Here is a 22,094-nt window from a genome sequence, read left to right on the forward strand (position 1 = left end):
CTCCATGAATACGCTCAAGACGCTTTCGCTCGCGGCCGGCGCGCTCGTGCTGGGTGCCGCGGCCTTCTCCGCCGCGGCCGCCGACATCGCCGCCGGCAAGGCGCTGGTGGAAAAGGGCAACTGCGTGGCCTGCCACGGCGCCGGCATGAATGCCCCGATCAGCCCGGACTACCCGAAGCTGGCCGGCCAGCACGCCGACTACCTGTACCACGCGCTGGTTGCCTACCAGGTCACCACCAACCCGCAGGTGGGCCGTTCCAACGCCATCATGGCCGGCCAGGTCAACGCCAATCCCGCCGTGACCGGCAAGGACGGCAAGCCGCGTCCGTTCACGCGCCAGGAACTGCGCGACATCGCCGCGTATATCGAGTCGCTGCCGGGCGGGCTGGTGCTGAAGAAGTAAGGACGGCATGCCGGAGTATCGGCTGGAAAACCTGCGCATCCTGTTCGGATAGTCCCAGCAAAGCCACGGCTTCGGCGCCCGTCCGTCCATCGCGGACAATATGGCCGATCGTCTCGTTCAAGGCTTCCCGGAAGCGCAAGCGCATCGGGTCGGGTCGGGTCGGGTCGGGAACACCCATCGCCTCGATCTGGACGACGGCGTATTTCCTGATCAGTTCTTCCGTGGCCAGCAGGGAATAGCGATTGCCCTCCAGGCGCGATGAGGACCAGGACAGATCGATGAGCAGGGGTCCCAGCACGTTGCGTGCATAGGTTCCGGCGGGCTGTTGTCCGCGCCGGCGCCCCTCCGGCCAGTGCTTGCGCGATGGCTTCGGGAAGCAGGTAGCTCTGATTGGGCACATAGCCGTCCACGAAGGCGCGCTGGTAGCCGACTGCCATTTGGGAACCCGCATGAGCTGATGACGGGCTGATTTGTTTTCGGCGAGCCGGTTCTCACGGCACATCCCGGCATTGATGAGCCCGGTTGGATCGGATGCGCGCGCGAGCCAGCCGGATTCCGGCGTGGGTGCCATGTCGAAATCAAAAAAGCCGCTGACATCAGCGGCTTTTTCGTTGCGCGCGGCCGGGCTCAGTTGCCGGTGCCCTTGGCCAGGCGGCGTGCCTTGACGGCGTTGGCGAGGATCTCCAGTACCTGGACCGAGTCGTCCCAGCCGATGCAGGCATCGGTGACCGACTGGCCGTAGGTGAGGCTATCCACCGGCGTGCCCTGGGCGTGGTCCTGGCGGCCCGCCACCAGGTGCGATTCCACCATCACGCCGACGATGCGCTCGTCGCCGGCGGCCAGCTGGCGGCCGATGTCCTCGCACACCGGGATCTGGTTCTCGTGCTTCTTGCTGCTGTTGGCGTGCGAGGCATCGATCATCAGGCGCGCGGCCAGGCCGGCCTTGGAGATCGCCTCGCAGGCTTCCTGCACGCTGGCGGCGTCATAGTTGGGCGCCTTGCCGCCGCGCAGGATGATGTGGCAGTCCTCGTTGCCCGAGGTCGACACGATGGCCGAGTGGCCGCCCTTGGTGACCGAGAGGAAATGGTGGGGCTGCGAAGCGGCCTTGATGGCGTCCACGGCGATCTTGACGTTGCCGTCGGTGCCGTTCTTGAAACCCACCGGGCACGACAGTCCCGAGGCCAGCTCGCGGTGCACCTGGCTTTCGGTGGTGCGCGCGCCGATGGCGCCCCAGCTCACCAGGTCGGCGATGTACTGCGGGCTGATCATGTCGAGGTACTCGGTGCCGGTCGGCACGCCCAGCTCGCTGATGTTCAGCAGCAGCTCGCGCGCGGTGCGCAGGCCGTCGTTGATCTTGAAGCTGCCGTCCATGTGCGGGTCGTTGATCAGGCCCTTCCAGCCCACCGTGGTGCGCGGCTTTTCGAAATACACCCGCATCACCACTTCCAGCTCCCCGGCGAAACGGTCGCGCTGCACCTTGAGCAGCTTGGCGTATTCGAGCGCGGCGCGCGTGTCGTGGATGGAGCAGGGCCCGATGATGACGATGAGGCGGTCATCCATGCCGTGCAGGATGCGGTGCATGGCCTGGCGCGCGCCGTAGATCACGTCGGAGGCCTGTTCGGAGCAGGCGAACTCGCGGATCAGGTGCGCCGGCGGCAACAGTTCCTTGAGTTCGCGAATACGCAGGTCGTCGGTGTTCTTCAGCATGATGGCTCCGGATTTTGTGGGTCGTGGGTTTGGGGGTATGGGCTAGGGCCTGGGAGCGGGCCGGGATAAAAAAAGCCGCCAGGTTCGCTGGCGGCTTTTTCTGTATCCTCGGGGCGCTTACGATCGTCCCTCTCCATCCGCCAGCGGTGTGAGATCGCTAAAAAAGTAAAAGTAAAACTTGGCGGACATGGATCGGATCAGGCTCGGGTGTCGTATGTTCTTTGCGGCAATGCGTCAGAGGATGGCACAAAATTGCGCCGGGGCTGGCAATTCTGCGGGCCGCGGCCGTTGACCATCGTGCAACGAAGCATCTTTATAGCGCTTTTTACCGTGCTTGGCAAGCGCCGCGCGCTGCACGCGCGGCGCCCGGCGGGCTTCAGGCGGTGCCGCCCACGGTCATGTTCTCGATGCGCAGGGTCGGCTGGCCGACGCCCACCGGCACGCTCTGGCCTTCCTTGCCGCACACGCCCACGCCCGAGTCCAGGCGCATGTCGTTGCCGATCATGGTCACGTCCTTGAGCGATTCCGGGCCGTTGCCGACCAGCGTGGCGCCCTTGACCGGCGCGGTGATCTTGCCGTCCTCGATCAGGTAGGCCTCGCTTGCCGAGAACACGAACTTGCCGTTGGTGATGTCGACCTGGCCGCCGCCGAAATTCACCGCGTAGAGGCCGCGCTTGACGCTGGCGATGATCTCCTGCGGGTCGCGGTCGCCGTTGAGCATGTAGGTGTTGGTCATGCGCGGCATGGGCAGCGCGGCATAGCTCTCGCGGCGCGCGTTGCCGGTCACCGGCATCTTCATCAGGCGCGCGTTGAGCGTGTCCTGCATATAGCCCTTGAGGATGCCGTCCTCGATCAGCGTGGTGCACTGGGTCGGGTTGCCCTCGTCGTCGAGGTTGAGCGAGCCGCGGCGGTTGGCCAGCGTGCCGTCGTCGACCACGGTCACGCCCTTGGCCGCCACGCGCTCGCCCATGCGGCCGGCAAACGCCGACGAGCCCTTGCGGTTGAAGTCGCCTTCCAGGCCGTGGCCGATCGCTTCGTGCAGCAGCACGCCGGGCCAGCCCGGGCCCAGCACCACGGTCATGGCGCCGGCCGGGGTGGGGCGCGCGTCGAGATTGACCAGCGCCGAGGCGACCGCTTCGTCGACGTACTTGCGCAGCAGCTCGTCGGTGAAATAGCCGTAGGCATAGCGCCCGCCGCCGCCCGAGGAGCCGATCTCGCGGCGGCCGTTCTGCTCGGCGATCACCGTCACCGAGACGCGCACCAGCGGGCGCACGTCGGCGGCGATGACGCCGTCGCTGCGCGCCACCAGCACCACGTCGTATTCGCCGGCCAGGCCCGCCATCACCTGCACCACGCGCGGGTCCTTGGCGCGCGCCATGCGCTCCACGCGCTCGAGCAGCGCCACCTTGTCGGCGGCGGCCATCGAGTCGAGCGGATCGTTGGGGGTGTACAGGTTGCGCCCGCCCTGCGAGGCCATCTTGCCGGCCACCTTGACGCGGCCGCTGCCGGCGCGGCCGATGGTGCGGGTGGCGGCGCCGGCCTTGAGCAGCGCGTCCAGGCTGATGTCGTCCGAGTAGGCGAAGGCGGTCTTGTCGCCCGACACGGCGCGCACGCCCACGCCCTGGTCGATGCTGAAGCTGCCCGACTTGACGATGCCTTCTTCCAGGCTCCACGCCTCGTTGCGGGTGTACTGGAAGTAGAGGTCGGCGTAGTCGACCTTGTGCGTGAAGATGTCCGCCAGCACGCGCTGCAGCTTGGCCTCGTCGAGGCCGTAGGGAGCCAGCAGCAGTTGCTGGGCGGTGGCGAGGTTGCGGATTCCGAGGTCGCCGGCGTTCATGGTTTTCCTTTTATCGTCGTGCCGCGGCGGCTGCGGACGCCACCGCGTGAAAAATCTGCGTTCCGTGGCCCGGGCGGGCGCATCGCCATCTGCCCGGGCCTGTGGCCGTACATGCTACAGCACCCGGTGGCGCAGCGCCGGCAGGTTCTGCCGCACTTCGTCCAGGCGCGCGGGATCGATCACGCCGCTCACCACGCCTTCGCCCTCGGGCAACACCGCCATGATTTCGCCCCACGGGTCGATCAGCATGGAATGGCCCCAGGTGCGGCGGCCGTTCTCGTGCTTGCCGCCCTGTGCCGCGGCCAGCACATAGCACTGGTTCTCGATGGCGCGCGCGCGCAGCAGGATCTCCCAGTGCGCCTGTCCCGTGGTGTAGGTGAAGGCGGCCGGCATCAGAATCAAGCTGGTCTTGCCGCCGGCGGCGAGCTGGCGGTACAGCTCCGGGAAGCGCAGGTCGTAGCAGACCGACATGGCGACCCGGCCGCACGGCGCCTCGAAGCTCACCGGCGTGTCGCCGGCCAGGATGGTGCGCGACTCGTCGTAGCTCTCGGTGCCGCGCGTGAAGCCGAACAGGTGGATCTTGTCGTAGCGCGCCACGCGCTCGCCGCGCGGATCGTAGACCAGCGAGGTGTTGTAGACGCGCGCCTCGTCCTCGCACCACAGCGGCAGGGTGCCGCCCACCAGCCAGAGGCGGTGGCGGCGCGCGGCCCCGGCCAGGAAGGACTGGATCGGGCCGTCGCCGTCGCGCTCGCGGATGGCGACCTTGTCGCCCTCGCGCTGGCCCATCATGCAGAAATATTCCGGCAGCAGCACCAGCTCCGCGCCGCCGTGCGCGGCCTGGGCGATCAGCGCCTCGGCGCGGGCCAGGTTGGCCTCGCGCGAGATGCCGCTGACGGTCTGGATCGCGGCCACGCGGAACGGCGTTGCGCCGGGGGCGGAGGCGGTTGCGGTCATGTGCGTTTTCCTTGGCATGGGGCTGGCGGCGCGGCGCGCGCCGCGCGTGCGGGGCTTACGGCAGCGGGTAGACCCGGTTCGACGTGCCTTGCACGGAGGGCAGGCCGGGCTGGGCATCGCCCTTATTCTCCCCCACTTTGCCGATCTGCGGGTTCGCCCAGCTGCCGCTGATGTGGTAGCGGCGGCTGAAGGCCTTGGAGAACTCGTCGGCGAAGATGAGCTGCGCGGCCAGCGTGCCGATGCCCAGCGCCGGATTGATGAAGGCCGCCGCCACCGAGGCCGAGGTGGCGTTGATGCGCGGCACCACCGTGACCTCCAGGTCCTGGGTTTCGCGCGGCAGGTTGGCGCTGCCCGTCATCGAGGCGCGCAGCTGGCCGCCCTTGAGCTCGAAGTCCTTGGTGCTGGCCACGCCGTTCTCGAGCGTGCCGGTGCCGGTGATCTCGTCGAACACCATGCCCTGGCCCGCCACGCCGCGGAAGTCGAAGGTGGCCAGCCGCATCAGCCCCTGCAGGCTGAGCACGCCCAGCAGCTTGGCCGCGCCCGGCTCCACGGCGAGGATCTGGCCGTTGTCGAGCTTGAGCGTCACGCGGCCCGACAGGGTGGGATAGTCGATCGCCAGCGGCGATCCGCGCCAGCCCACGCGCCCCTCCAGCGTGCCGCGGCCGTCGGCCAGGATGTGCGGCAGGCCCATGCGTTCGAGCACCTGGCCGCCGTTGCGCACGTCGAGCTTGAAGTCGAGCAGGGTGCGGCGCTCGGCGCTGGCGCCTTCGCGCAGCCGGCGCGGCATGCGCCAGCTGCCGCTGCCGGTGAAGGTGGCGCCGGGCTGCTCGAGCACCAGGCGCTCCAGCGTCCACACCGGATCGCCGCCGCTTTCGCCGGCGTGCGCCTTGACCTCCAGCTTGCCGAAGTCGCGCCCGTGCAGCTCGAAGCGGTCGGCCACCAGGTCCAGCGCCGGCAGTTCGCCGGCGTTGCCGGCCAGGGTATCCGCCATGTTGCCGGCGTCGTTGCTGTCGGGGATGTTCAGGCGCGACAGGCGTACCGTCAGCGCGCCGGCCGGCCCGGTGCTGGCGTCGTCGCGCCAGCGCAGGGTGCCGGCGACCTGGCGCGCGTCCAGGCGCACGTCCCAGCCGCCGGGCGCGCGGCTGGCTTCGACCGCCGCCTCGTCCAGCTCGCGGCCGAATGCCACCAGCGTGCGCGCGCGGGCGGTGATGCGCTCGGGCATGAAGGGCGAGGGCGGCGCGGCTGGGGCGTTGCTCCGGCCGCCGTTGTTCGCCCTGGCGGTGCCGCCGTCGCCGCCCAGCAGGGCGCGCCACGGGTCCAGGTCGAAGCGGCTGCTGGCCAGCGCGGCGGTGACGCCGCTGGCCGGCTGCGGCGCCGCCTGCTCGATGCCGATGCCGCCCGCCACCACTTCGGTGCCTTCGGCGCCGCGCCGCAGCAGGTAGCGCGCATTGAGCGCATTGCCGTATTGCACCAGCAGCTCCTCGTGGCCGGCGCGCGCGGCGGCCGGGCGCAGTTCCACGCGCAGCGGCACGGCCTGGGCCGCGCTCTTGGCCAGCGGGGCGGGCAGCGCCAGCGCCAGCCCGGCCAGGTCGGACGTGATGGTGATCTGCGGCTGGTGCTCGCGCACGCCGATCACGGCACCGTAGCTGGCGCTGCCCTCGGTCTTCTGCCCCAGCGCGGCGAGCGGCGAGCCTGCCAGCATCTCGCGGATGGCGGGCGCGCCGAGATTGCCGCTGGCCGTCACGCGCACCGTGCCGTCCGGCTGGCTGCCGCCGCCGGCGCGGATCTCGCCGCCGAGAAAGCGCGCGCGCAGGTCATTGAGCTGGAAGCCGCGCTCGCTGAAGGCGATCGTGCCGGTGGTGCCTCCCAGCGGCGGCAACTGCGGGCTCAGCACGAGGTCGTTGCCGGGCAGGCGGAATTGCCCCTCCACCTTGGCTCCGTGGGCTTCGGTGAGCGGCAGGTCGAGCTTGAGGCGCAGCTCGCCGTTGCCCTGGGCGCGCATCTCGCTGGTCACCTGGCCGGTCCAGTCGCGCACCGGGCTGGCGCCGATAAAGCGCAGGAAGCCCGACATGGGGCCGCTGGCGCCGCCGTCGAGCAGCAGGTGGCCGTGATCGCTGAGGTCGGCGATATGGCCGTTGACATCCTGCAGCGTGACGCCGGCCACGCCCTGCACGGTGGCGCGCTGGGCCACGAAGGACAGGCCGCCGCGCTCGAACAGCACGCGGCCGCTGATGTCGGTGAAGTTCGGCCACGCCTTGCCGCCGTTGCTGGCGGCCGCGGCGCTGCCGGGCGCCGCGCCGACATGGGGCGCGATCTGGTAGCTGAAATGCTGGATCGGCACTTCCACGCGGAAGTCGCCGGCGCCGTCATGCGGGCTGTGGAAGGGGAAGTATTCGAGGTCGCCCTTGACCAGGAACTTGACGTCGCTGGCTTCGCCGGCCACCAGCGCGCCGGCCAGGTACTGGCGCGTCGCCGCCGGCAGGCCCATCGGCAGGTAGCGCGGGATGCGGCTGACCTGGGCCCGGCTCAGCTCGCCGCTGAGGTCGGCAATGCCGCCGTGGCCGTCGCCGCCGGTCTGCCAGGTGCCGCGCACGACGCCGGCGGTGTCCGGGTTGGCGAAGCGCACGCCGTCGGTGCGCACCGCCAGCTTGTCGCGCTCGCGGGTCCAGTGCACCTCGCCGGCGATCTGGTCGAACGGCACGCGCGGCTCCTCGAACATGCCGGGCAGCATCAGCGCGGCGTTGCTGCCTTCCAGGCGCGCGCTGCCGCGGTGCTCGTCGAAATTGAAGCTGCCCGACAGCCGCGTGAAGCCGGGCACGCCCAGGTTCGGCTTGCCGTTGGCGCCCATGGCGGGGCTGGCCGCCTGGCCGCGCACCGAGACGTTGCGCAGCGTGCCCTGCACATTGAAGTGCGGCTGTCCCTCGCGGCGCGTCAGCAGGTTGGGCCGGTCGCGGTTCCAGTTCACGTCCAGGTTGTCGAGATGGCCCGACGGCTGCAGCGCGCGCAACTGGCGCGACAAAGCCGTGTCGAGCGGCAGCGAGGTGGCCAGCGAGCGCACCGTGTTGAGGTCGAAGGTGGGCGCCTTGAGCGTGAACTTGCGCAACTGGCCCTTGTTGTCGGTGGCCCACCCCACCACTACCTTGCGCATGCCCTCGCGCCAGGCACTCTCGGCCGCGGGCGCGTCGGACGCCACGCCGGCGGGAGCCGAAGCCGGCACGGCAGCGGACGCGGAAGCGGAAGCGGGCACGTCGGCGCGCGCGGGCGGCACGGCCGGGCCCTCGGCCGGCTCTGGCTGCCACAGCAGGGTGTCGATGGTCAGCAGGTGGTCGTGGTCGCGCCCGGTGCGGTGCATGACGAAGGCCTGCGCGCTGGCGAGCTTGAGCGGCTCGGGCGCGCCGGCCAGTTGCAGGTCCACGCCGCTGGCGCGTAGCCGGGCCTGGCTGCGGCTGATCTGGCCGCCGCGGAATTCGATGGTGCCGTCGGTGCTGAAGGTGCCGCGCGCCACGCGGTCGAAGATGGCCGTGTAGCGCTGCAGCACGGGCAGCTCCAGCCGGCCCAGGTCCCAGCTGGCCTGGCCGTGCCAGTTGTGCCAGTCGCCGGCGCGGCGCAGGTAGTCGTGGCGGAAGTCGGCCTGGATCACCAGCGGGCGCGGCGCCAGCGTGGCGGATTGCGCTTCCAGCTTGACGAGGTGGCGCGAGCCGAGCCGCCGCGCGCTGAACTGGATGTTGCCCACGTCGAGCTGCGGCAGCTTGTCCTTGTCGTCGAGCCAGCGCAGCTTGCCGTCGCTGAGCTCGACCTTGCCCTGCGCCAGCAGCCAGTCGAACAGGCGGTTGTCCTGCGGCTGCGCGCCGGTGGTGTCGACCGCCATGCCGGCCACCTCGAGCTTGCCGTCGGGGGTGCGGTGCACCAGCACGTCGGTCTGGCTGGCCGAGATCTGCTGGAACAGCAGGTCCATGCCGAACAGGGAGCGCCAGGAGAGCTTGCCGTCGAGCGTGCCGGCGGCCAGCAGCACGCGCTGCTCGCCGTCGAGCGCCTTGACGTTGCGGGCATGGAAGGCTGGGTGCCAGCCGTCCCAGTAGGTGTCGAGCTGGCCGATGCTGAAGCTGGCGGACAGCGCGATCGAGCCGCGCTGCTCCAGCCAGGTGCGCGCCGCCGAGGCCTGTGGCCACAGCACGAAGCGGATCAGCAGCCCGCCCAGCAGTGCGATCACCAGCAGCGCGATCGCCAGGCGCGCCAGCGCGCGGCCCAGTCCGCGCCACGCGGGATGGCGCAGCACCGCGCGCGCGGCGCGCCCGAGCGCGCGCGCCAGCGCCAGCGCGCGGCGCGGGGCCTGCTGCAAAAAGGTGGGGCCGGCGGTCCCGTCCTGGCCCGGCGCGGCTGCCGCGGCGGCCGTGGCGGCAGCCGGCGGGCCGGGTTCTGCGGGAGGGGTGGCGCGGCTGGACATGCGCAGATTATCCGACAATACTAGGCGCTCTCCAATTCGGTGCCTGACAGGCCGTGCACGATGCGCGCGCCGGCCCGGGGCCGGCTCACGCGCTTCCCTCATGCGCTTCCAAGTAACAGGAATGACTTCCACTGATCCGACGAGTTCCACGGCAGGTTCCACGGCAGCAAGCGCCACCGCCACCGCCGCGGCCGGCTCGGGTGGCGAACATGCGCCCGGCAACACTTCCGGGGCCGCCAGGCAAGCCGTGGCCGACATGGCCACGGGGCCTTACGCCGTCGTGGCCGCCGCCGGGCTCGTGCCGGTCGATTGCGCCGGCACGGCATTGTACTCGCCCGCCTATTCGCATTACACCCGCCGTATGGTGCAGGCCCGTCCCGCCCTGGCGGAAATCGTCGCGGCCGCGAGCGCGCGGCCGCTCACGCGCGAGTGGATGGCGGCCCGGCTGCAGGCGCTGCACGAACCGTCGGCCGACGCCGAGGACGCCGCCAAGCGCGCGCTGCGCCGGCTGCGCGCCGAGGTGATGTGCGTGGTGATCGAGCGCGACCTGCGCGGGCTGTCGGCCCTGGGCGAGGTCACCGGCGCCATGACCGACCTGGCCGAGCTCGGCATCCAGTACGGCATGTCGGTGCTGCAGGCGGACATGGAGCCGGTCTATGGCCGCCCGGTCGGCGAGTCCAGCGGCGAGGTGCAGGAGCTGGTGGTGGTCGGCATGGGCAAGCTGGGCGGGCGCGAGCTCAATGTGTCCTCCGACATCGACCTGATCTTCCTCTACGACGAAGACGGCGACACGCGCGGCGGCCAGCGCAGCCTGTCCAACCATGAATACTTCATCCGCCTGGGCCGCCGCCTGATCAACCTGCTGGCCGAAGTCACCGCCGACGGCTATGTGTTCCGCGTCGACATGCGCCTGCGCCCCAACGGCGACGCCGGCCCGCTGGCATGCAGCTTCGGCATGCTGGAGCAATACCTGGTGGTGCAGGGGCGCGAATGGGAGCGCTATGCGTGGATCAAGGGCCGGGTGGTGTCGGCGCAGGACACGCCGCACGCGCGGCGCGCCGCGGCGCAGCTCGCCAGTCTCACCGGCCCCTTCGTGTTCCGCCGCTACCTGGACTACGGCGTGATCGCCGCGATCCGCTCGCTGCACGCGCAGATCCGCGCCGAGGCGGCCAAGCGCAGCGGCGGCCTGGCGGGCGGCGGGGGCGGGCAGCGCGTCAACCAGCGCGCCTTCGACATCAAGCTGGGCCGCGGCGGCATCCGCGAGATCGAGTTCATGGCCCAGGTGTTCCAGCTCATCCGCGGCGGCCAGGACACCGCGCTGCGCGTGCGGCCCACGCTGGAAGTGCTGGCGGTGGCGGTGGAGCACGGCCTGCTGCCGGCCGGCCAGGCCCAGCAGCTGGCCGATGCCTACCGCTTCCTGCGCCAGCTCGAGCACCGCCTGCAATACCGCGACGATGCCCAGACCCATCACCTGCCCACCGCCGCCGAGGAGCAGCAGGCGGTGGCCGCCATGATGGGCTGCGACGGCTGGCCGGCCCTGATGGCGCGGCTGTCCTCGCTGCAGGAGCCGGTGGCGCAGCAGTTCGAGGCCACCTTCTCCGACCCCGACCAGGTCAACGAGCCGTGCGAGGCGCTGTGGCCCGCGCTGATCCAGGACGAACAGGACGAGCCGCCGTGCGAGCGCCTGGCCAAGGCCGGCTTCACCGATTGCACCGGGCTGCTGGACCGCCTGCGCGCGACCGGCTCGTCGCTGCGCTACCGGGCGCTGTCCGAGCAGAGCCGGGTGCGCTTCGACCTGCTGGTCAACCGCGCGCTCGACCTGGCCGCGCGCCAGGGCGATGCCGACAGCACCATCGCGCGCTTCGTCGATTTCCTCGAGGCCATCAGCCGGCGCGCGTCCTATCTGTCGCTGCTGTCCGAGTACCCGCAGGCGATGGCGCGCGTGGCCGACACGCTGCACGCGTCGAGCTGGGCCGCCGCCTACCTGACGCGCCACCCGCAACTGCTCGACGAACTGCTCGACAGCGACGCGCTGGCCGGCGCGCCGGACTGGCACGGCTTCCGCGCCCGCCTGGCCGCGCGGCTCGACGCCGCCCACGGCCAGGTCGAGGCGCAGATGGACATCCTGCGCCGCGAGCACCATGCCGAGACCTTCCGCATCTTGCTGCAGGACCTGCAAGGCATGCTGACCGTGGAGCAGGTGGCCGACCGCCTGTCCGACCTGGCCGACGCCATGCTGGCCGTCACGCTGCAGGCGGTGTGGCGCCAGCTCGCCACGCGCCACCGCGAGCAGCCGCGCTTCGCCGTGATCGCCTACGGCAAGCTGGGCGGCAAGGAGCTCGGCTATGCCTCCGACCTCGACATCATCTTCCTCTACGAGGACGAGCACGAGCGCGCGCCCGACATCTACGCGGCCTACGCGCGCCGGCTGATCACCTGGCTGACCAGCCACACCGCGGCCGGCACGCTGTTCGACGTGGACACGCGGCTGCGCCCGAACGGCGAGGCGGGCCTGATGGTGACCAGCTTCGAGGGCTTTCGCCGCTATCAGCAGCGCGAGGGCGACAACACGGCGTGGGTGTGGGAACACCAGGCGCTCACGCGCGCGCGCTTCTGCGCGGGGGACCCGGAGATCGGCGCGCATTTCGAGCGCCTGCGCGGCGAAGTCCTGCGCGAGCCGCGCGACGCCGCCACGCTGGCCGGCGAGATCACCGCCATGCGGCGCAAGGTGGCCGACGGCCATCCGAACGCCGGCGGGCTGTTCGATCTCAAGCATGACCGCGGCGGCATGGTCGACATCGAGTTCACCGTGCAATACCTGGTGCTGCTGCATAGCCACCACCACCCCGAGCTGACCCGCAACGCCGGCAATATCGCGCTGCTGCGCACCGCCGCGGAGCTGGGCCTGATCGACGCCACGCTGGCGCGCGAGGTGGGCGACGCCTACCGCGTCTTCCGCGCCCGCCAGCACCAGCTGCGGCTCGACGGCCACGACCAGGCGCGCGTGCCCGCGGACTCGGTGGCCGCGGAAGTGGCGCAGGTGCGGGCGCTGTGGCAGGCCGTGTTCGGCGAGCCGGCGGGCGCGGGCGGCAATTGACGCAGCTTCCCGCCGGCGCGGCGCCGCCACGGCCCGCCATGCCGGCCATGCCCGGCATAGTGGCCGCGCTCGCCGCCACGGCCGCGCTCGGCGCGGCCTTCACCTTTGTTCCCTGGCTGCACGCCCACGGGCTCTACCTGCGCGACGCGGTGCTGGGGCACGGCGCCGCCGGCCAGTGGTGGCGCTTGTTCACCGCGATGTGGGTGCACCTGGGCTGGCGCCACTGGCTGGCCGACCTGCTGGCGGCCGCGGGCCTGCTGCTGCTGGTGGGGCGCGAGGCGCGTGGCGGCGCCATGTTCGCCGTGCTGCTGGCCTGCGGCGTGGCGGTGCAACTGGCGTTGTGCCGGGTGCCGGCGGTGGGCTGGTACGGCGGGCTGTCCGGCGCGTTGCACGGGCTCGCGCTGTGGGGCGGGCTGCGCCTGCTGCGCGGCGACGGCTGGTCGCGCGGCATCGGCGTGCTGCTGTGCCTGGGCGTGCTGGTGAAGACCTGGCTGGAACAGTCCTGGCTGGCGCCGGTGGTGTTCGACGCGCAATGGGGTTTCGGCGTGGTGCGCATCTCGCACGCGGCCGGCGCGGTGGCCGGCCTGGCGCTGTGGCTGCTGCAGGAGTGGTGGGAGCGCCGGCGCGGCCCGGCGCCCGGCGGGTGAGTGCATGAGCGCGCAGGCGCCGCCGCCCCCGCGGCGCCGGCCATCGGGCCGTTAGCGTGGCGCGGCCTTCCGGCGCCGCCGCGCGCCCAGGCCGAGCAGCAGGCCAAGTCCGCACAGCGCGAACGAGAGCGGCCATGCGAGCGCGCCGCCGCCACCGCCGCCGCCATCCGACGGCGTGCCCGGCGTGGCGGCCGGCGCCTGCGTGGCGGCGATCACGGCGGCGTTGGCGTCGAGCAGGCCCGCGCCGCAACTGCCCACGTTGGCGGCCTGCGTGCAATAGGTGTTGGCCGGATGCGGCCGCGCCGAGCTCTTCAGCGCGGCCAGCACCTGGGCCGGCGTCAGGGCCGGGTTGACCGCGAGCATCAGCGCGGCCACGCCCGACACCAGCGGCGCGGCAAAGCTGGTGCCCTGCGAGTTGATCACGTTGTAGTTGCCCAGCGTGGTGGTGCCGTCGTTGGACAGCGTGCGGATATACGACTGCGCGGTGGTGCAGGAGATGGCGCCGGTGCCGGGATCGGTGACCACCCTGGAGTTGCCGCAGCCGCCGCCCGGCGCGCTCAGCGAAACCTGCGGCCCCACGTTGGCGTAGCTGGCGTTCTCGCCGCTGTTGACGTGCGCGGTGACGGCCACCACGCCGGTGCAGTCCGCCGGCGCCTCGACCGCGCCGGCGCTGTTGCCGGTGGCCGCGACCACCACCGCGCCGGCGGCGGCGAGGTCGTTGACGGCCTGCTGCTCGATGGTGGAGCAGGTGCCGCCGCCCAGGCTCACATTGATGACGCGGGCCGGGGTGGGGTTGGCCGGGATGTTCGGCACCGCCAGGCCGCCGGCCCAGCGCATGCCGTCGACCGTGTCGGACAGCAGCGCGCCGCAGCGGCCCGAGACGCGCACCGGCTGGATGCGCGCGTTCCAGTCCACCCCGGCGATGTTCTGCCCGTTGTTGGTGATCGCGCCCAGCGTGCCCGCCACGCGCGTGCCGTGCCAGCTGTTGTTGGTGGCGGTGGTGGCCGGCGCCGAGCCGGCGCAGGTGTAGCCGACCGGCACGCCGTCGCCGGCATCGGTGGCGTCGGCGTCGCGGCCGTCGCTGTCGTTGGCGGTGCCCGGGTCGGTGATGAAGTCGTAGCCCGGGACGATGCGGGCCGCCAGGTCCGGATGCGGCAGGTAGCCGGTGTCGACCACCGCGATCACCAGGCTGCTGCTGCCGCGGGTGCGGTCCCAGGCGGGCGGCAGGTTGACCCCGCCCACCACCGCGGCGGGCGTGTTCAGGTAGACCTGGTTGAGGGCGAATTCGGGGTCGTTGGGGCTGGTGTCGTGGAGCTGCAGCCAGCGGTCCGGCACCACCTCGGCGATGCGCGGGTCCTGGCGCAGGCGCGCCGCCGTGGCCTCGGGGTCGGCGGCAGCGGCGCCGCCCACGCTCAGCAACTGCAGGTTGCCGCCCATCTGGCGCTTGACCGAGAGCGCCACGCCGGTGCTCTGGCTCACGCTCAGCATGCGCTCGGACTGCGCGCCGGCGGCCGCATTGTCCTTGGCGCCCGCGCTGTCGCGCCAGCGCACGATGAAGTTGCCGCTATAGCGCGGCGCGGGCCGCGCGGCCGGGTCCGGCGCCGCGCCGGCGGCGGCCGGCAGGCCCAGCCAGAGGCCGGCGCCCAGCGCCAGCAGCGCCGGCAGCGCGGCGGCGCGCCGCGCCAGGGCCACGATCCTGCGATTTCGATCCTGCCACGGTTGCTGCATGTCTGCCTCCTCCCGTTTGGTCCGCGTCGGACCGACCGCGGCGGAGCACCCCTGGGACGCTCCGGCATTGCCTGTGCGCGGATGCGCCGGAAACCTCGGTTACTGCGACCAGCTTTTCAAGGTACTTCAACGCCCCAGCGGGGACATTCGACTACAGCAAACTGACGGCGGCGCGACAGAAATCCGCGCCAGGCGCTTCAGCCCGGCTGCATGTCGCGGCCGGTGGGCTGGGTGCGGTTGGGCTTGAGTACGCGGTCCGGCTCGGCGGTCTCGATGCGCGGCGCCGCGCGCAGCGTGGCCACGGCCTGGTCGAGCGTGGCGTCGGCCGAGGCGGAGATCGCGGTGACCAGCCACACGCCGCCCGACATGGGCCGCTTGACCACGAAGCGGATCGGGCCGGCGATCGACTCCACCAGGCGCCCGGCATCTTCCGAGGCGGTCACCGGCGGCGCGGTGAAGCGCACCATGATGTCGCCGACGGCGCGGTCGGCATTGAGGCTGCTGGCCGGCGCGGACGGGCGCTGGGCCTGGCAGGCGCTCAGCGTGGCCAGCGCCAGCAGGGCCAGCACGCCGCAGGCGGCGGTCAGGCGCAGCGGGCGGGCCAGCTTGCGGGAGGGCGGCTGCGTGCCGATGGACATGGGAGACTCCTGATTGGTTACTGGGCCGGGGACGGCGCCGTCAACTGGCGGCGCGGCGCGACCGGCGCGTTTCGCGGGCCGGGACGGCGCCGCTGCGCGCGCCTTGCGCGAGCATTTCCTCGGCGTGCTGCATGGTGGTGGCGGTCACGGTGGTGCCGCCGAGCATGCGCGCGGTCTCGACCACGCGGCCGGCGGCGTCGAGCGCGCGGATGCGCGAGCGGGTGACCGAGCCTTCCTGGCCGCGCGCGCTGGTTTCCTTGCTGACCAGCAGGTGCGCGCCGGCCTGCGCGGCCACCTGCGGCAGGTGGGTCACGCACAGTACCTGGCGCGCGCGGCCCAGCTCCTGCAGGCGGCGGCCGACCACCTCGGCCACCGCGCCGCCGATGCCGGTATCGACTTCGTCGAAGATCAGGGTCGGCGTGGGCGCGGCTTCGCTGGTGATGACGGAGATCGCCAGGCTGATGCGCGCCAGCTCGCCGCCGGAGGCCACCTTGGCCAGCGGGCGGGCGGTGACGCCGGCATGCCCCGCGACCAGGAACTCGACCTGCTCCAGGCCGTGGCTCTGGCCTTCCTCGAGCGGGTGCAGGGCCACCGCGAAACTGCCGCCGGCCATCGACAGGCCCTGCATGGCCTCGGTCACGCCGGCGGAGAGTTTTTCGGCCGCCACCTTGCGCGCCGCGCCGAGGTGCTGGGCGATGGTCAGGTAGGCGGCGCGCGCGGCGGCCTCGCGCGCCATCGCCTTGTTCAGGTCCTGGGCGGACTGCAGGTCGTCGAGCTGCTGGCGGCGCGCCAGCAGCTCGTCCGGCAGTTGTTCGGGCGGCAGCCGGTACTTGCGCGCGGTGGTGTGCAGCGCCTGCATGCGCGCCTCCACCACCTGCAGCCGCTCGGGGTCGAGGTCGAGCCGGTCGACGTAGCGGTTGAGCGAGTGGGCGGCTTCCTCGACCTGCACCTGGGCCGGGTCGAGCGCGGCCAGCACGTCGCCCAGGGCCGGGTCGACGTCGGCGAGCTGGCGCAGGCGCTGCACCACGCTGTTGAGCGTGGACAGCACCGAGCCGTCGGCTTCGGAGAGCGCTTCGAGCGCGGCGCGGCTGCCTTCGATCAGGCCGGCGGCGTGCGACAGGCGGTTGTATTCGGCCTGGATGTCTTCCCATTCGCCGGGCTGCGGCGCGAGCTTTTCCAGCTCGCCGACCTGCCATTCGAGGCGCTCGCGCTCCAGCGCCATCTCGCGCGAGCGGTGTTCCACCGTTTCGCGCTGGCGCACGCAGGCGCGCCACGAGCGCCAGGCTTCGGCCACGGCGCCGGCCTGCGCCGTGAGGCCGGCGTGGGCGTCCAGCAGCAGGCGCTGGGCGTCCGGGCGCAGCAGCAGCTGGTGGGCATGCTGGCCGTGGATGTCGACCAGGCGGTCGCCGATCTCGCGCAACTGGCCCAGCGTGGCGGCCGCGCCGTTGATGAAGGCCTTGCTGCGGCCGCCGGCGTCGACCGTGCGGCGCAGCAGCACCGTGCCTTCGTCGCCGGTGAGGTCGTGCTCGGCCAGCCAGGCGTCCAGCCCGGCCGGCGTGGCGAAGGTGGCGCCGATGCTGGCGCGGGCCGCGCCTTCGCGCACCACGCCGGCGTCGGCGCGCTCGCCCAGCACCAGGGCCAGCGCGTCGATCAGGATCGACTTGCCGGCGCCGGTCTCGCCGGTGAAGACGGTAAAGCCCGGGGAGAAGTCGAGGTCGAGGGTATCGACGATGACGAAATCGCGGATGGACAGGCTGCGCAGCATCGTGGGCGACGGGTCAGGGTCTGGGTTGGGTCGTTCGGGATCGTTCAGGGCTGGCTCGGGGCCGGATCGGTTGCGGCCGGCCCGGTCAGAGCCGGTTGTCTTCGCTCGGGTACTCGTGCCAGTGCAGCTTCTTGCGCAGCGTGGCGTAATAGTTGTAGCCGAGCGGGTGCAGCAGGTTGACGGTCTTGGCCGAGCGCCGCACCACGATGCGGTCGCCGGGCAGCAGCGAGGTCAGCGACTGCATGTCGAAGTTGACGCTGGCGTCGCGCGCGGTGGCCACCTCGATCGACACCTCGGCGTCGTGCGGCAGCACGATCGGGCGGTTCGACAGCGCGTGCGGGGCGATCGGCACCAGCACCAGGCCGGACAGCGTGGGATGCAGGATCGGGCCGCCGGCCGACAGCGCGTAGGCCGTGGAGCCGGTCGGGGTGGACACGATCAGGCCGTCCGAACGCTGGTTGTACATGAAGTAGCCGTCCACCGAGACCGCCAGCTCCACCATGCCGGAGATGCCGGAGCGGTTGACCACCACGTCGTTGAAGGCCAGCGCGGAGAAGATCACGCCGTCGTCGCGCACCACCTGCGACTCCAGCAGCATGCGGGTCTCGGATTCGTAGCGCCCCGACAGCATGTCGGGCAGCACCGACTGCACGTTTTCCAGCGGGATGTCGGTCATGAAGCCGAGCCGCCCGTGGTTGACGCCGATCAGCGGCACCGGGAAGCCGGCCAGCTGGCGCGCCAGGCCCAGCAGGGTGCCGTCGCCGCCCAGCACCACCGCGACGTCGGCGTGCTTGCCGATCTCGCCGGGGGGCAGGGCGGGGTAGTCGGTCAGCCCGGTGGCCAGGGCGGTCTCGCGCTCGAACACCACATCCTGGCCGTTCTTCAGGATGCAGGCGGCCAGCTCTTCCAGCGGGCCTTCGATGCCGGCGGTGGCGTACCTGCCGATCAGGGCGACGGTGCGAAAGGGGGCGCGCGCGGCGGCGGGCTTGGGGAGCGATGACATGCCCGGATTAGACCATACCGCCGTGACCATTGTCAGCACGCCGGCGCGCGCCGGCGTGCGCCGGCCGCCCGAACCGGGAAAACTTGCGTAAAATCGGGTGCATCATGGATGAACGTGCCAAAACGCTTCTCAAAACGCTGATCGAGCGCTATATCGCCGAGGGGCAGCCCGTCGGCTCGCGCACCCTGTCGAAGTACTCGGGACTCGACCTGTCCCCGGCCACCATCCGCAATGTGATGTCGGACCTGGAGGAAATGGGCTTCATCACCAGCCCGCATACCTCCGCCGGGCGCATTCCCACCCCGCGCGGCTACCGGCTGTTCGTCGACACCATGCTGACCGCCCAGCCGCTGGACGGCGCGCTCAACCTGGCCGAGCTGACCGGCAAGATCCAGGGCCAGCTGCACGGCCAGCAGCTCGGGCCGCAGCGGATGATCACCGCGGCGGCGCACACCTTGTCCAACCTGTCGCATTTCGCCGGCGTGGTGATGACCCCGCGGCGCGCGCAGGCGTTCCGCCAGGTCGAGTTCATGCGGCTGTCGGACAAGCGCATCCTGCTGATCATCGTCACGCCGGAAGGCGACGTGCAGAACCGCATCATCCAGACCGAGCTGCCGTACAGCCCGTCGCAGCTGGTCGAGGCCGCCAATTTCATCAACTCGCACTATGCCGGCATGAGTTTCGACAACGTGCGCGACCACCTGCGCGGCGAGCTGCAGGCGCTGCGCATGGACATGTCGCAACTGATGCAGGCGGCGGTGGAAGCGGGCAGCAGCGCCATGGCCGAGGAGGAGGACAACCATGTCTTCATCTCCGGCGAGCGCAAGCTGCTCGAGGTGGAGGACCTGTCCTCCAGCATGGAAAAGCTGCGCCGCCTGTTCGACGTGTTCGAGCACAAGACCGGCCTGCTCAAGCTGCTCGACGTCTCCAGCCATGCGCAGGGCGTGCAGATCTTCATCGGCGGCGAGAGCAAGCTGGTGCCGCTCGAAGACATGGCGGTCATCACCGCGCCCTACGAGGTCGACGGCCAGATCGTCGGCACGCTGGGGGTGATCGGGCCGACCCGCATGGCCTACGAACGGGTGATCCCGATCGTCGACATCACGGCGCGGCTGCTGTCCAGCGCGCTGAGCCAGAACTAGTGCGGGGCCAGGCGGGTCTCACGGACTGCCTGTTCCGTTCCGCCTGTCAGTTCGGCGAGACCCGGCGGCCGCGCGCGTTCGCCGCGGCCTGCCCCGCCACACCGGAAACACCATGAAGACTACTCCCGAACCGGCCTACCAGCATGGCCAGGCGCCGCGCACGGCGATCCTGCTCATCAACCTCGGCACCCCCGATGCGCCGACCCCGAAGGCCGTCGGCAGCTACCTCAGGCAGTTCCTGTCCGATCCGCGCGTGGTGGAGATCCCGCGCGCGGCCTGGCTGCCCATCCTGTACGGCCTGATCCTGCCGCTGCGCTCGCGCGCCTCGGCCATGAAATACGAATCGGTGTGGCTGCGCGAGGCGCACATGACCGGCTCGCCGCTGCTGGTCCACACCGAGCGCCAGGCCCACGCGCTGCAACTGCTGCTCAACCAGCACGGCCACGAAGTGACGGTGGCCTGCGCGATGCGCTATGGCAACCCGTCGATCGGCTCGGTGCTCGAAGCGCTGCGGCGCCAGGGCACCGAGCGCATCCTGCTGCTGCCGCTGTATCCGCAGTATTCCGGCACCACCACGGCGACCGCGTTCGACGAGGCATTCCGCGTGCTGGCGCAGTGGCGCAATCAGCCGGAGTTGCGGCTGGTCAAGCATTTTCACGACCATCCGGCTTATATTGCCGCCCTGCACCAGCAGGTGGGCGCATACTGGGCGCAGCACGGCACGCCGGATTTCGCGCGCGGCGACCGCCTGATCCTGTCGTTCCACGGGGTGCCGCGGCGCACGCTGGAACTGGGCGATCCCTACCATTGCGAATGCCTCAAGACCGGCCGCCTGCTGGGCGAGGCGCTCGGGCTGCAGGCCGGCCAGTACCAGGTCACCTTCCAGTCGCGCTTCGGGCGCGCGGAATGGCTGCAGCCCTACACCGCGCCGACGCTGCGGGAGCTGGGCAAGGTCGGCACGGGCCGGGTCGACGTATTCTGCCCCGGCTTCCCTGCCGACTGCCTGGAAACGCTCGAGGAAATCGGCATGGAGGGGCGCTCCGAATTCCAGGTGGCCGGTGGCAAGGTTTTCCACTACATTCCCTGCCTCAACGACGCCGAGCCCTGGATCGCCGGGCTGGCCGAGATCGCCCTGCAGCACCTGCAGGGCTGGCCGTTGCGGCTGCCGCACCCGCACGAGCTGGAGGCGCGCCGCAGCCAGGCACAGATGCGCGGCGCGGCGGCCTGAGGCGCGGCCCGTGTCGGGGAGACGACAGAGGAGATGACAGCATGAACGTATCTTTCGAGGCGGACGCCCGCCTGCGCATCGACAAATGGCTGTGGTGCGCGCGTTTCTTCAAGACGCGCTCGCTGGCGGCCGAGGCCGTGGAGCGCGGCAAGGTGCAGGTCAACGGCCAGCCGTGCAAGAACTCGCGCGAGGTCAAGCCCGGCGACACGGTGGCGCTTGAAGCGCACCAGCAGCGCTGGGAACTGGTGGTCAAGGGGATCGCCGGCGCGCGCGGTTCGGCGCCGGTGGCGCAGACGCTGTACGCGGAAACCGAGGCAAGCCAGGCGCGGCGGCGGGAAGATGCGGAAAACCGGCGGCTCAACGTGGAGCCGGCGTCGCGCCTGCAGGGCCGGCCGACCAAGCGCGACCGGCGCCTGCTCGACGGCATCGGGCGGTGAGGGGAGCGTCAGCGCGCGCGGCGCCGCGGCTCACCGGCCGGATCAGCGAACGAAGGGAATGATGTAATGCTTGAAGACCGCCTTGCCACTGCCGTACTCGGTGTCCCGCGGCGTGAAGGCGCCGGAGAGGCAGATAAAGATTGTCATCACCGATAATGCGGCGAGCAGGAAGACCGTCAGAACAGGCAGCTTGTGCATGGCTAACCTTTCGAGAGTGGCCCGACTATGGTGCATCTTCGACCCCGTTATTTTTGTCATTTTTGTACACTTTCATCTTAGAGGGTGCGCTGCAGCAAAGCAATATGGCCCCTATTTCGGGGTCCCCCTCTTTGTAACCATGTGTTTCACCGCACCGACGTGGTGCGCCCTTGAAAAAATGGATGCCTGCCACCAATTGCAGGCTACATTTGCCGATTGAACCACCCGTGGCCGGCGCCAGGCCGGCCGCGTCCTTGTATCAGAACGGATCGACATGGAAGAACAGAAGCAGACGCCATCCAACACGACGCCGCCCGCGGCCGCCGGCGAGGAGCTGAACAACGCGCCGGCCGCGCAGGCCGAGAACGCCGCCGCGGAGGACGTGACCGCCCAGTTGGCCGCGCTCGAAGCCAAGGCCAAGGAAAACTACGACCTGTTCCTGCGCGCGACCGCCGAAGGCGAGAACATCCGCCGCCGCGCCCAGGAGGATGTCGCCAAGGCGCACAAGTTCGCCATCGAGAGCTTTGCCGACTACCTCCTGCCGGTGATGGACAGCCTGCAGGCTGCGCTGGCCGACGGCTCGGGCGACATCGCCAAGCTGCGCGAAGGCGTCGAGCTGACCGCGCGCCAGCTCACCAGCGCCTTCGAGAAGGGCAAGATCGTCGAGCTGAACCCGGTCGGCGAGAAGTTCGACCCGCATCGCCACCAGGCCATCTCGATGGTGCCGGCGCCGCAGGAGCCCAATACCGTGGTGTCGGTGCTGCAGCGCGGCTACATGATCGCCGACCGCGTGCTGCGCCCGGCGCTGGTGACGGTGTCCGCGCCCAAGTAAGGCCGCAGTCCTTTTTTCGCTGTCCGCCTGTCCG

The 22,094-nt window shown here is 71.0% G+C and carries 17 protein-coding genes; 7 read left to right on the top strand and 10 right to left on the bottom strand.

The annotated features are described in order from the left end of the window. Window positions 1-4 precede the first annotated feature (4 nt). Complete coding sequence (locus ACKI2N_RS06950; RefSeq protein WP_420992638.1) at window positions 5-403, top strand: c-type cytochrome; 399 nt, start codon at window positions 5-7, stop codon at window positions 401-403. Here the strand turns inward: ACKI2N_RS06950 and ACKI2N_RS06955 are convergent. The 5 genes from ACKI2N_RS06955 to ACKI2N_RS06975 form a co-directional block, all read right to left on the bottom strand. Continuing rightward, the gene (locus tag ACKI2N_RS06955) at window positions 330-974 is read right to left on the bottom strand and encodes a hypothetical protein (RefSeq protein ID WP_420992637.1); all 645 of its coding nucleotides are present in this window, start codon (window positions 972-974) and stop codon (window positions 330-332) included. The genes ACKI2N_RS06950 and ACKI2N_RS06955 overlap by 74 nt on opposite strands. A 56-nt stretch (window positions 975-1,030) precedes the next feature. Beyond that, a complete protein-coding gene (gene aroG, locus ACKI2N_RS06960; protein WP_420992636.1) occupies window positions 1,031-2,110 on the bottom strand; it encodes a 3-deoxy-7-phosphoheptulonate synthase AroG in 1,080 nt (359 codons plus the stop codon). Window positions 2,111-2,486: 376 nt separating this feature from the next. Continuing rightward, complete coding sequence (gene tldD, locus ACKI2N_RS06965) at window positions 2,487-3,947, bottom strand: metalloprotease TldD (protein WP_420992635.1); 1,461 nt, start codon at window positions 3,945-3,947, stop codon at window positions 2,487-2,489. A 114-nt stretch (window positions 3,948-4,061) separates the two neighbouring features. Next, a complete protein-coding gene (locus ACKI2N_RS06970) occupies window positions 4,062-4,901 on the bottom strand; it encodes a carbon-nitrogen hydrolase family protein (RefSeq protein ID WP_420992634.1) in 840 nt (279 codons plus the stop codon). 55 nt (window positions 4,902-4,956) lie between these two features. Beyond that, window positions 4,957-9,345 carry a YhdP family protein gene (locus tag ACKI2N_RS06975; RefSeq protein ID WP_420992633.1) on the bottom strand — a complete coding sequence of 1,463 codons (4,389 nt, stop codon included), beginning with the start codon at window positions 9,343-9,345 and terminating at the stop codon, window positions 4,957-4,959. Window positions 9,346-9,466: 121 nt separating this feature from the next. Between ACKI2N_RS06975 and glnE the strand changes: the two genes are divergently transcribed. Next, on the top strand, window positions 9,467-12,442 hold the full coding sequence (gene glnE, locus ACKI2N_RS06980; RefSeq protein WP_420992632.1) for a bifunctional [glutamate--ammonia ligase]-adenylyl-L-tyrosine phosphorylase/[glutamate--ammonia-ligase] adenylyltransferase: 2,976 nt from the start codon (window positions 9,467-9,469) through the stop codon (window positions 12,440-12,442). 38 nt (window positions 12,443-12,480) lie between these two features. Further along, window positions 12,481-13,089, top strand: a complete 609-nt coding sequence (rrtA, locus tag ACKI2N_RS06985; RefSeq protein ID WP_420992910.1) for a rhombosortase — start codon at window positions 12,481-12,483, stop codon at window positions 13,087-13,089. Window positions 13,090-13,140: 51 nt separating this feature from the next. Here the strand turns inward: rrtA and ACKI2N_RS06990 are convergent, their stop codons facing one another. The 4 genes from ACKI2N_RS06990 to ACKI2N_RS07005 form a co-directional block, all read right to left on the bottom strand. Next, window positions 13,141-14,817, bottom strand: a complete 1,677-nt coding sequence (locus tag ACKI2N_RS06990) for a S8 family peptidase (RefSeq protein ID WP_420992631.1) — start codon at window positions 14,815-14,817, stop codon at window positions 13,141-13,143. Between the two features lie 197 nt (window positions 14,818-15,014). Continuing rightward, complete coding sequence (locus tag ACKI2N_RS06995; RefSeq protein ID WP_420992630.1) at window positions 15,015-15,455, bottom strand: hypothetical protein; 441 nt, start codon at window positions 15,453-15,455, stop codon at window positions 15,015-15,017. Between the two features lie 40 nt (window positions 15,456-15,495). After that, on the bottom strand, window positions 15,496-17,220 hold the full coding sequence (gene recN, locus ACKI2N_RS07000; RefSeq protein ID WP_420992629.1) for a DNA repair protein RecN: 1,725 nt from the start codon (window positions 17,218-17,220) through the stop codon (window positions 15,496-15,498). 85 nt (window positions 17,221-17,305) lie between these two features. Then, window positions 17,306-18,223 (bottom strand): NAD kinase, encoded by a 918-nt coding sequence (locus tag ACKI2N_RS07005; RefSeq protein WP_420992628.1) that lies wholly within the window; start codon window positions 18,221-18,223, stop codon window positions 17,306-17,308. 104 nt (window positions 18,224-18,327) lie between these two features. Here ACKI2N_RS07005 and hrcA point away from each other — a divergent pair, with 104 nt between their 5' ends. The 3 genes from hrcA to ACKI2N_RS07020 all read left to right on the top strand — a co-directional run bounded on the left by hrcA (window position 18,328) and on the right by ACKI2N_RS07020 (window position 21,030). Beyond that, on the top strand, window positions 18,328-19,365 hold the full coding sequence (gene hrcA, locus ACKI2N_RS07010; RefSeq protein ID WP_420992627.1) for a heat-inducible transcriptional repressor HrcA: 1,038 nt from the start codon (window positions 18,328-18,330) through the stop codon (window positions 19,363-19,365). 112 nt (window positions 19,366-19,477) lie between these two features. After that, window positions 19,478-20,593, top strand: coding sequence for a ferrochelatase (gene hemH / locus ACKI2N_RS07015; protein WP_420992626.1), 1,116 nt, complete (start codon window positions 19,478-19,480; stop codon window positions 20,591-20,593). A 41-nt stretch (window positions 20,594-20,634) separates the two neighbouring features. Next, the gene (locus ACKI2N_RS07020) at window positions 20,635-21,030 is read left to right on the top strand and encodes an RNA-binding S4 domain-containing protein (RefSeq protein WP_420992625.1); all 396 of its coding nucleotides are present in this window, start codon (window positions 20,635-20,637) and stop codon (window positions 21,028-21,030) included. Window positions 21,031-21,072: 42 nt separating this feature from the next. Here the strand turns inward: ACKI2N_RS07020 and ACKI2N_RS07025 are convergent, their stop codons facing one another. Continuing rightward, on the bottom strand, window positions 21,073-21,228 hold the full coding sequence (locus tag ACKI2N_RS07025; protein WP_420992624.1) for a hypothetical protein: 156 nt from the start codon (window positions 21,226-21,228) through the stop codon (window positions 21,073-21,075). A gap of 274 nt (window positions 21,229-21,502) precedes the next feature. Between ACKI2N_RS07025 and grpE the strand changes: the two genes are divergently transcribed. Next, complete coding sequence (grpE, locus tag ACKI2N_RS07030; protein WP_420992623.1) at window positions 21,503-22,060, top strand: nucleotide exchange factor GrpE; 558 nt, start codon at window positions 21,503-21,505, stop codon at window positions 22,058-22,060. Window positions 22,061-22,094 lie beyond the last annotated feature (34 nt).

This window comes from Cupriavidus sp. 30B13 (assembly GCF_049059565.2).
In the GTDB taxonomy this organism is placed as follows: domain Bacteria; phylum Pseudomonadota; class Gammaproteobacteria; order Burkholderiales; family Burkholderiaceae; genus Cupriavidus.

What these genes read in the sequence shown, in the direction of transcription:
- ACKI2N_RS06970 (WP_420992634.1), bottom strand. Translation starts at nt 4,901, where the DNA reads ATGACCGCAACCGCCTCCGCCCCCGGCGCAACGCCGTTCCGCGTGGCC.
- ACKI2N_RS07025 (WP_420992624.1), bottom strand. Translation starts at nt 21,228, where the DNA reads ATGCACAAGCTGCCTGTTCTGACGGTCTTCCTGCTCGCCGCATTATCG.
- grpE (WP_420992623.1), top strand. Translation starts at nt 21,503, where the DNA reads ATGGAAGAACAGAAGCAGACGCCATCCAACACGACGCCGCCCGCGGCC.
- tldD (WP_420992635.1), bottom strand. Translation starts at nt 3,947, where the DNA reads ATGAACGCCGGCGACCTCGGAATCCGCAACCTCGCCACCGCCCAGCAA.
- ACKI2N_RS07005 (WP_420992628.1), bottom strand. Translation starts at nt 18,223, where the DNA reads ATGTCATCGCTCCCCAAGCCCGCCGCCGCGCGCGCCCCCTTTCGCACC.
- ACKI2N_RS06950 (WP_420992638.1), top strand. Translation starts at nt 5, where the DNA reads ATGAATACGCTCAAGACGCTTTCGCTCGCGGCCGGCGCGCTCGTGCTG.
- rrtA (WP_420992910.1), top strand. Translation starts at nt 12,481, where the DNA reads ATGCCGGCCATGCCCGGCATAGTGGCCGCGCTCGCCGCCACGGCCGCG.
- aroG (WP_420992636.1), bottom strand. Translation starts at nt 2,110, where the DNA reads ATGCTGAAGAACACCGACGACCTGCGTATTCGCGAACTCAAGGAACTG.
- ACKI2N_RS06995 (WP_420992630.1), bottom strand. Translation starts at nt 15,455, where the DNA reads ATGTCCATCGGCACGCAGCCGCCCTCCCGCAAGCTGGCCCGCCCGCTG.
- glnE (WP_420992632.1), top strand. Translation starts at nt 9,467, where the DNA reads ATGACTTCCACTGATCCGACGAGTTCCACGGCAGGTTCCACGGCAGCA.
- hrcA (WP_420992627.1), top strand. Translation starts at nt 18,328, where the DNA reads ATGGATGAACGTGCCAAAACGCTTCTCAAAACGCTGATCGAGCGCTAT.
- ACKI2N_RS06955 (WP_420992637.1), bottom strand. Translation starts at nt 974, where the DNA reads ATGGCACCCACGCCGGAATCCGGCTGGCTCGCGCGCGCATCCGATCCA.
- recN (WP_420992629.1), bottom strand. Translation starts at nt 17,220, where the DNA reads ATGCTGCGCAGCCTGTCCATCCGCGATTTCGTCATCGTCGATACCCTC.
- ACKI2N_RS06975 (WP_420992633.1), bottom strand. Translation starts at nt 9,345, where the DNA reads ATGTCCAGCCGCGCCACCCCTCCCGCAGAACCCGGCCCGCCGGCTGCC.
- hemH (WP_420992626.1), top strand. Translation starts at nt 19,478, where the DNA reads ATGAAGACTACTCCCGAACCGGCCTACCAGCATGGCCAGGCGCCGCGC.
- ACKI2N_RS06990 (WP_420992631.1), bottom strand. Translation starts at nt 14,817, where the DNA reads ATGCAGCAACCGTGGCAGGATCGAAATCGCAGGATCGTGGCCCTGGCG.
- ACKI2N_RS07020 (WP_420992625.1), top strand. Translation starts at nt 20,635, where the DNA reads ATGAACGTATCTTTCGAGGCGGACGCCCGCCTGCGCATCGACAAATGG.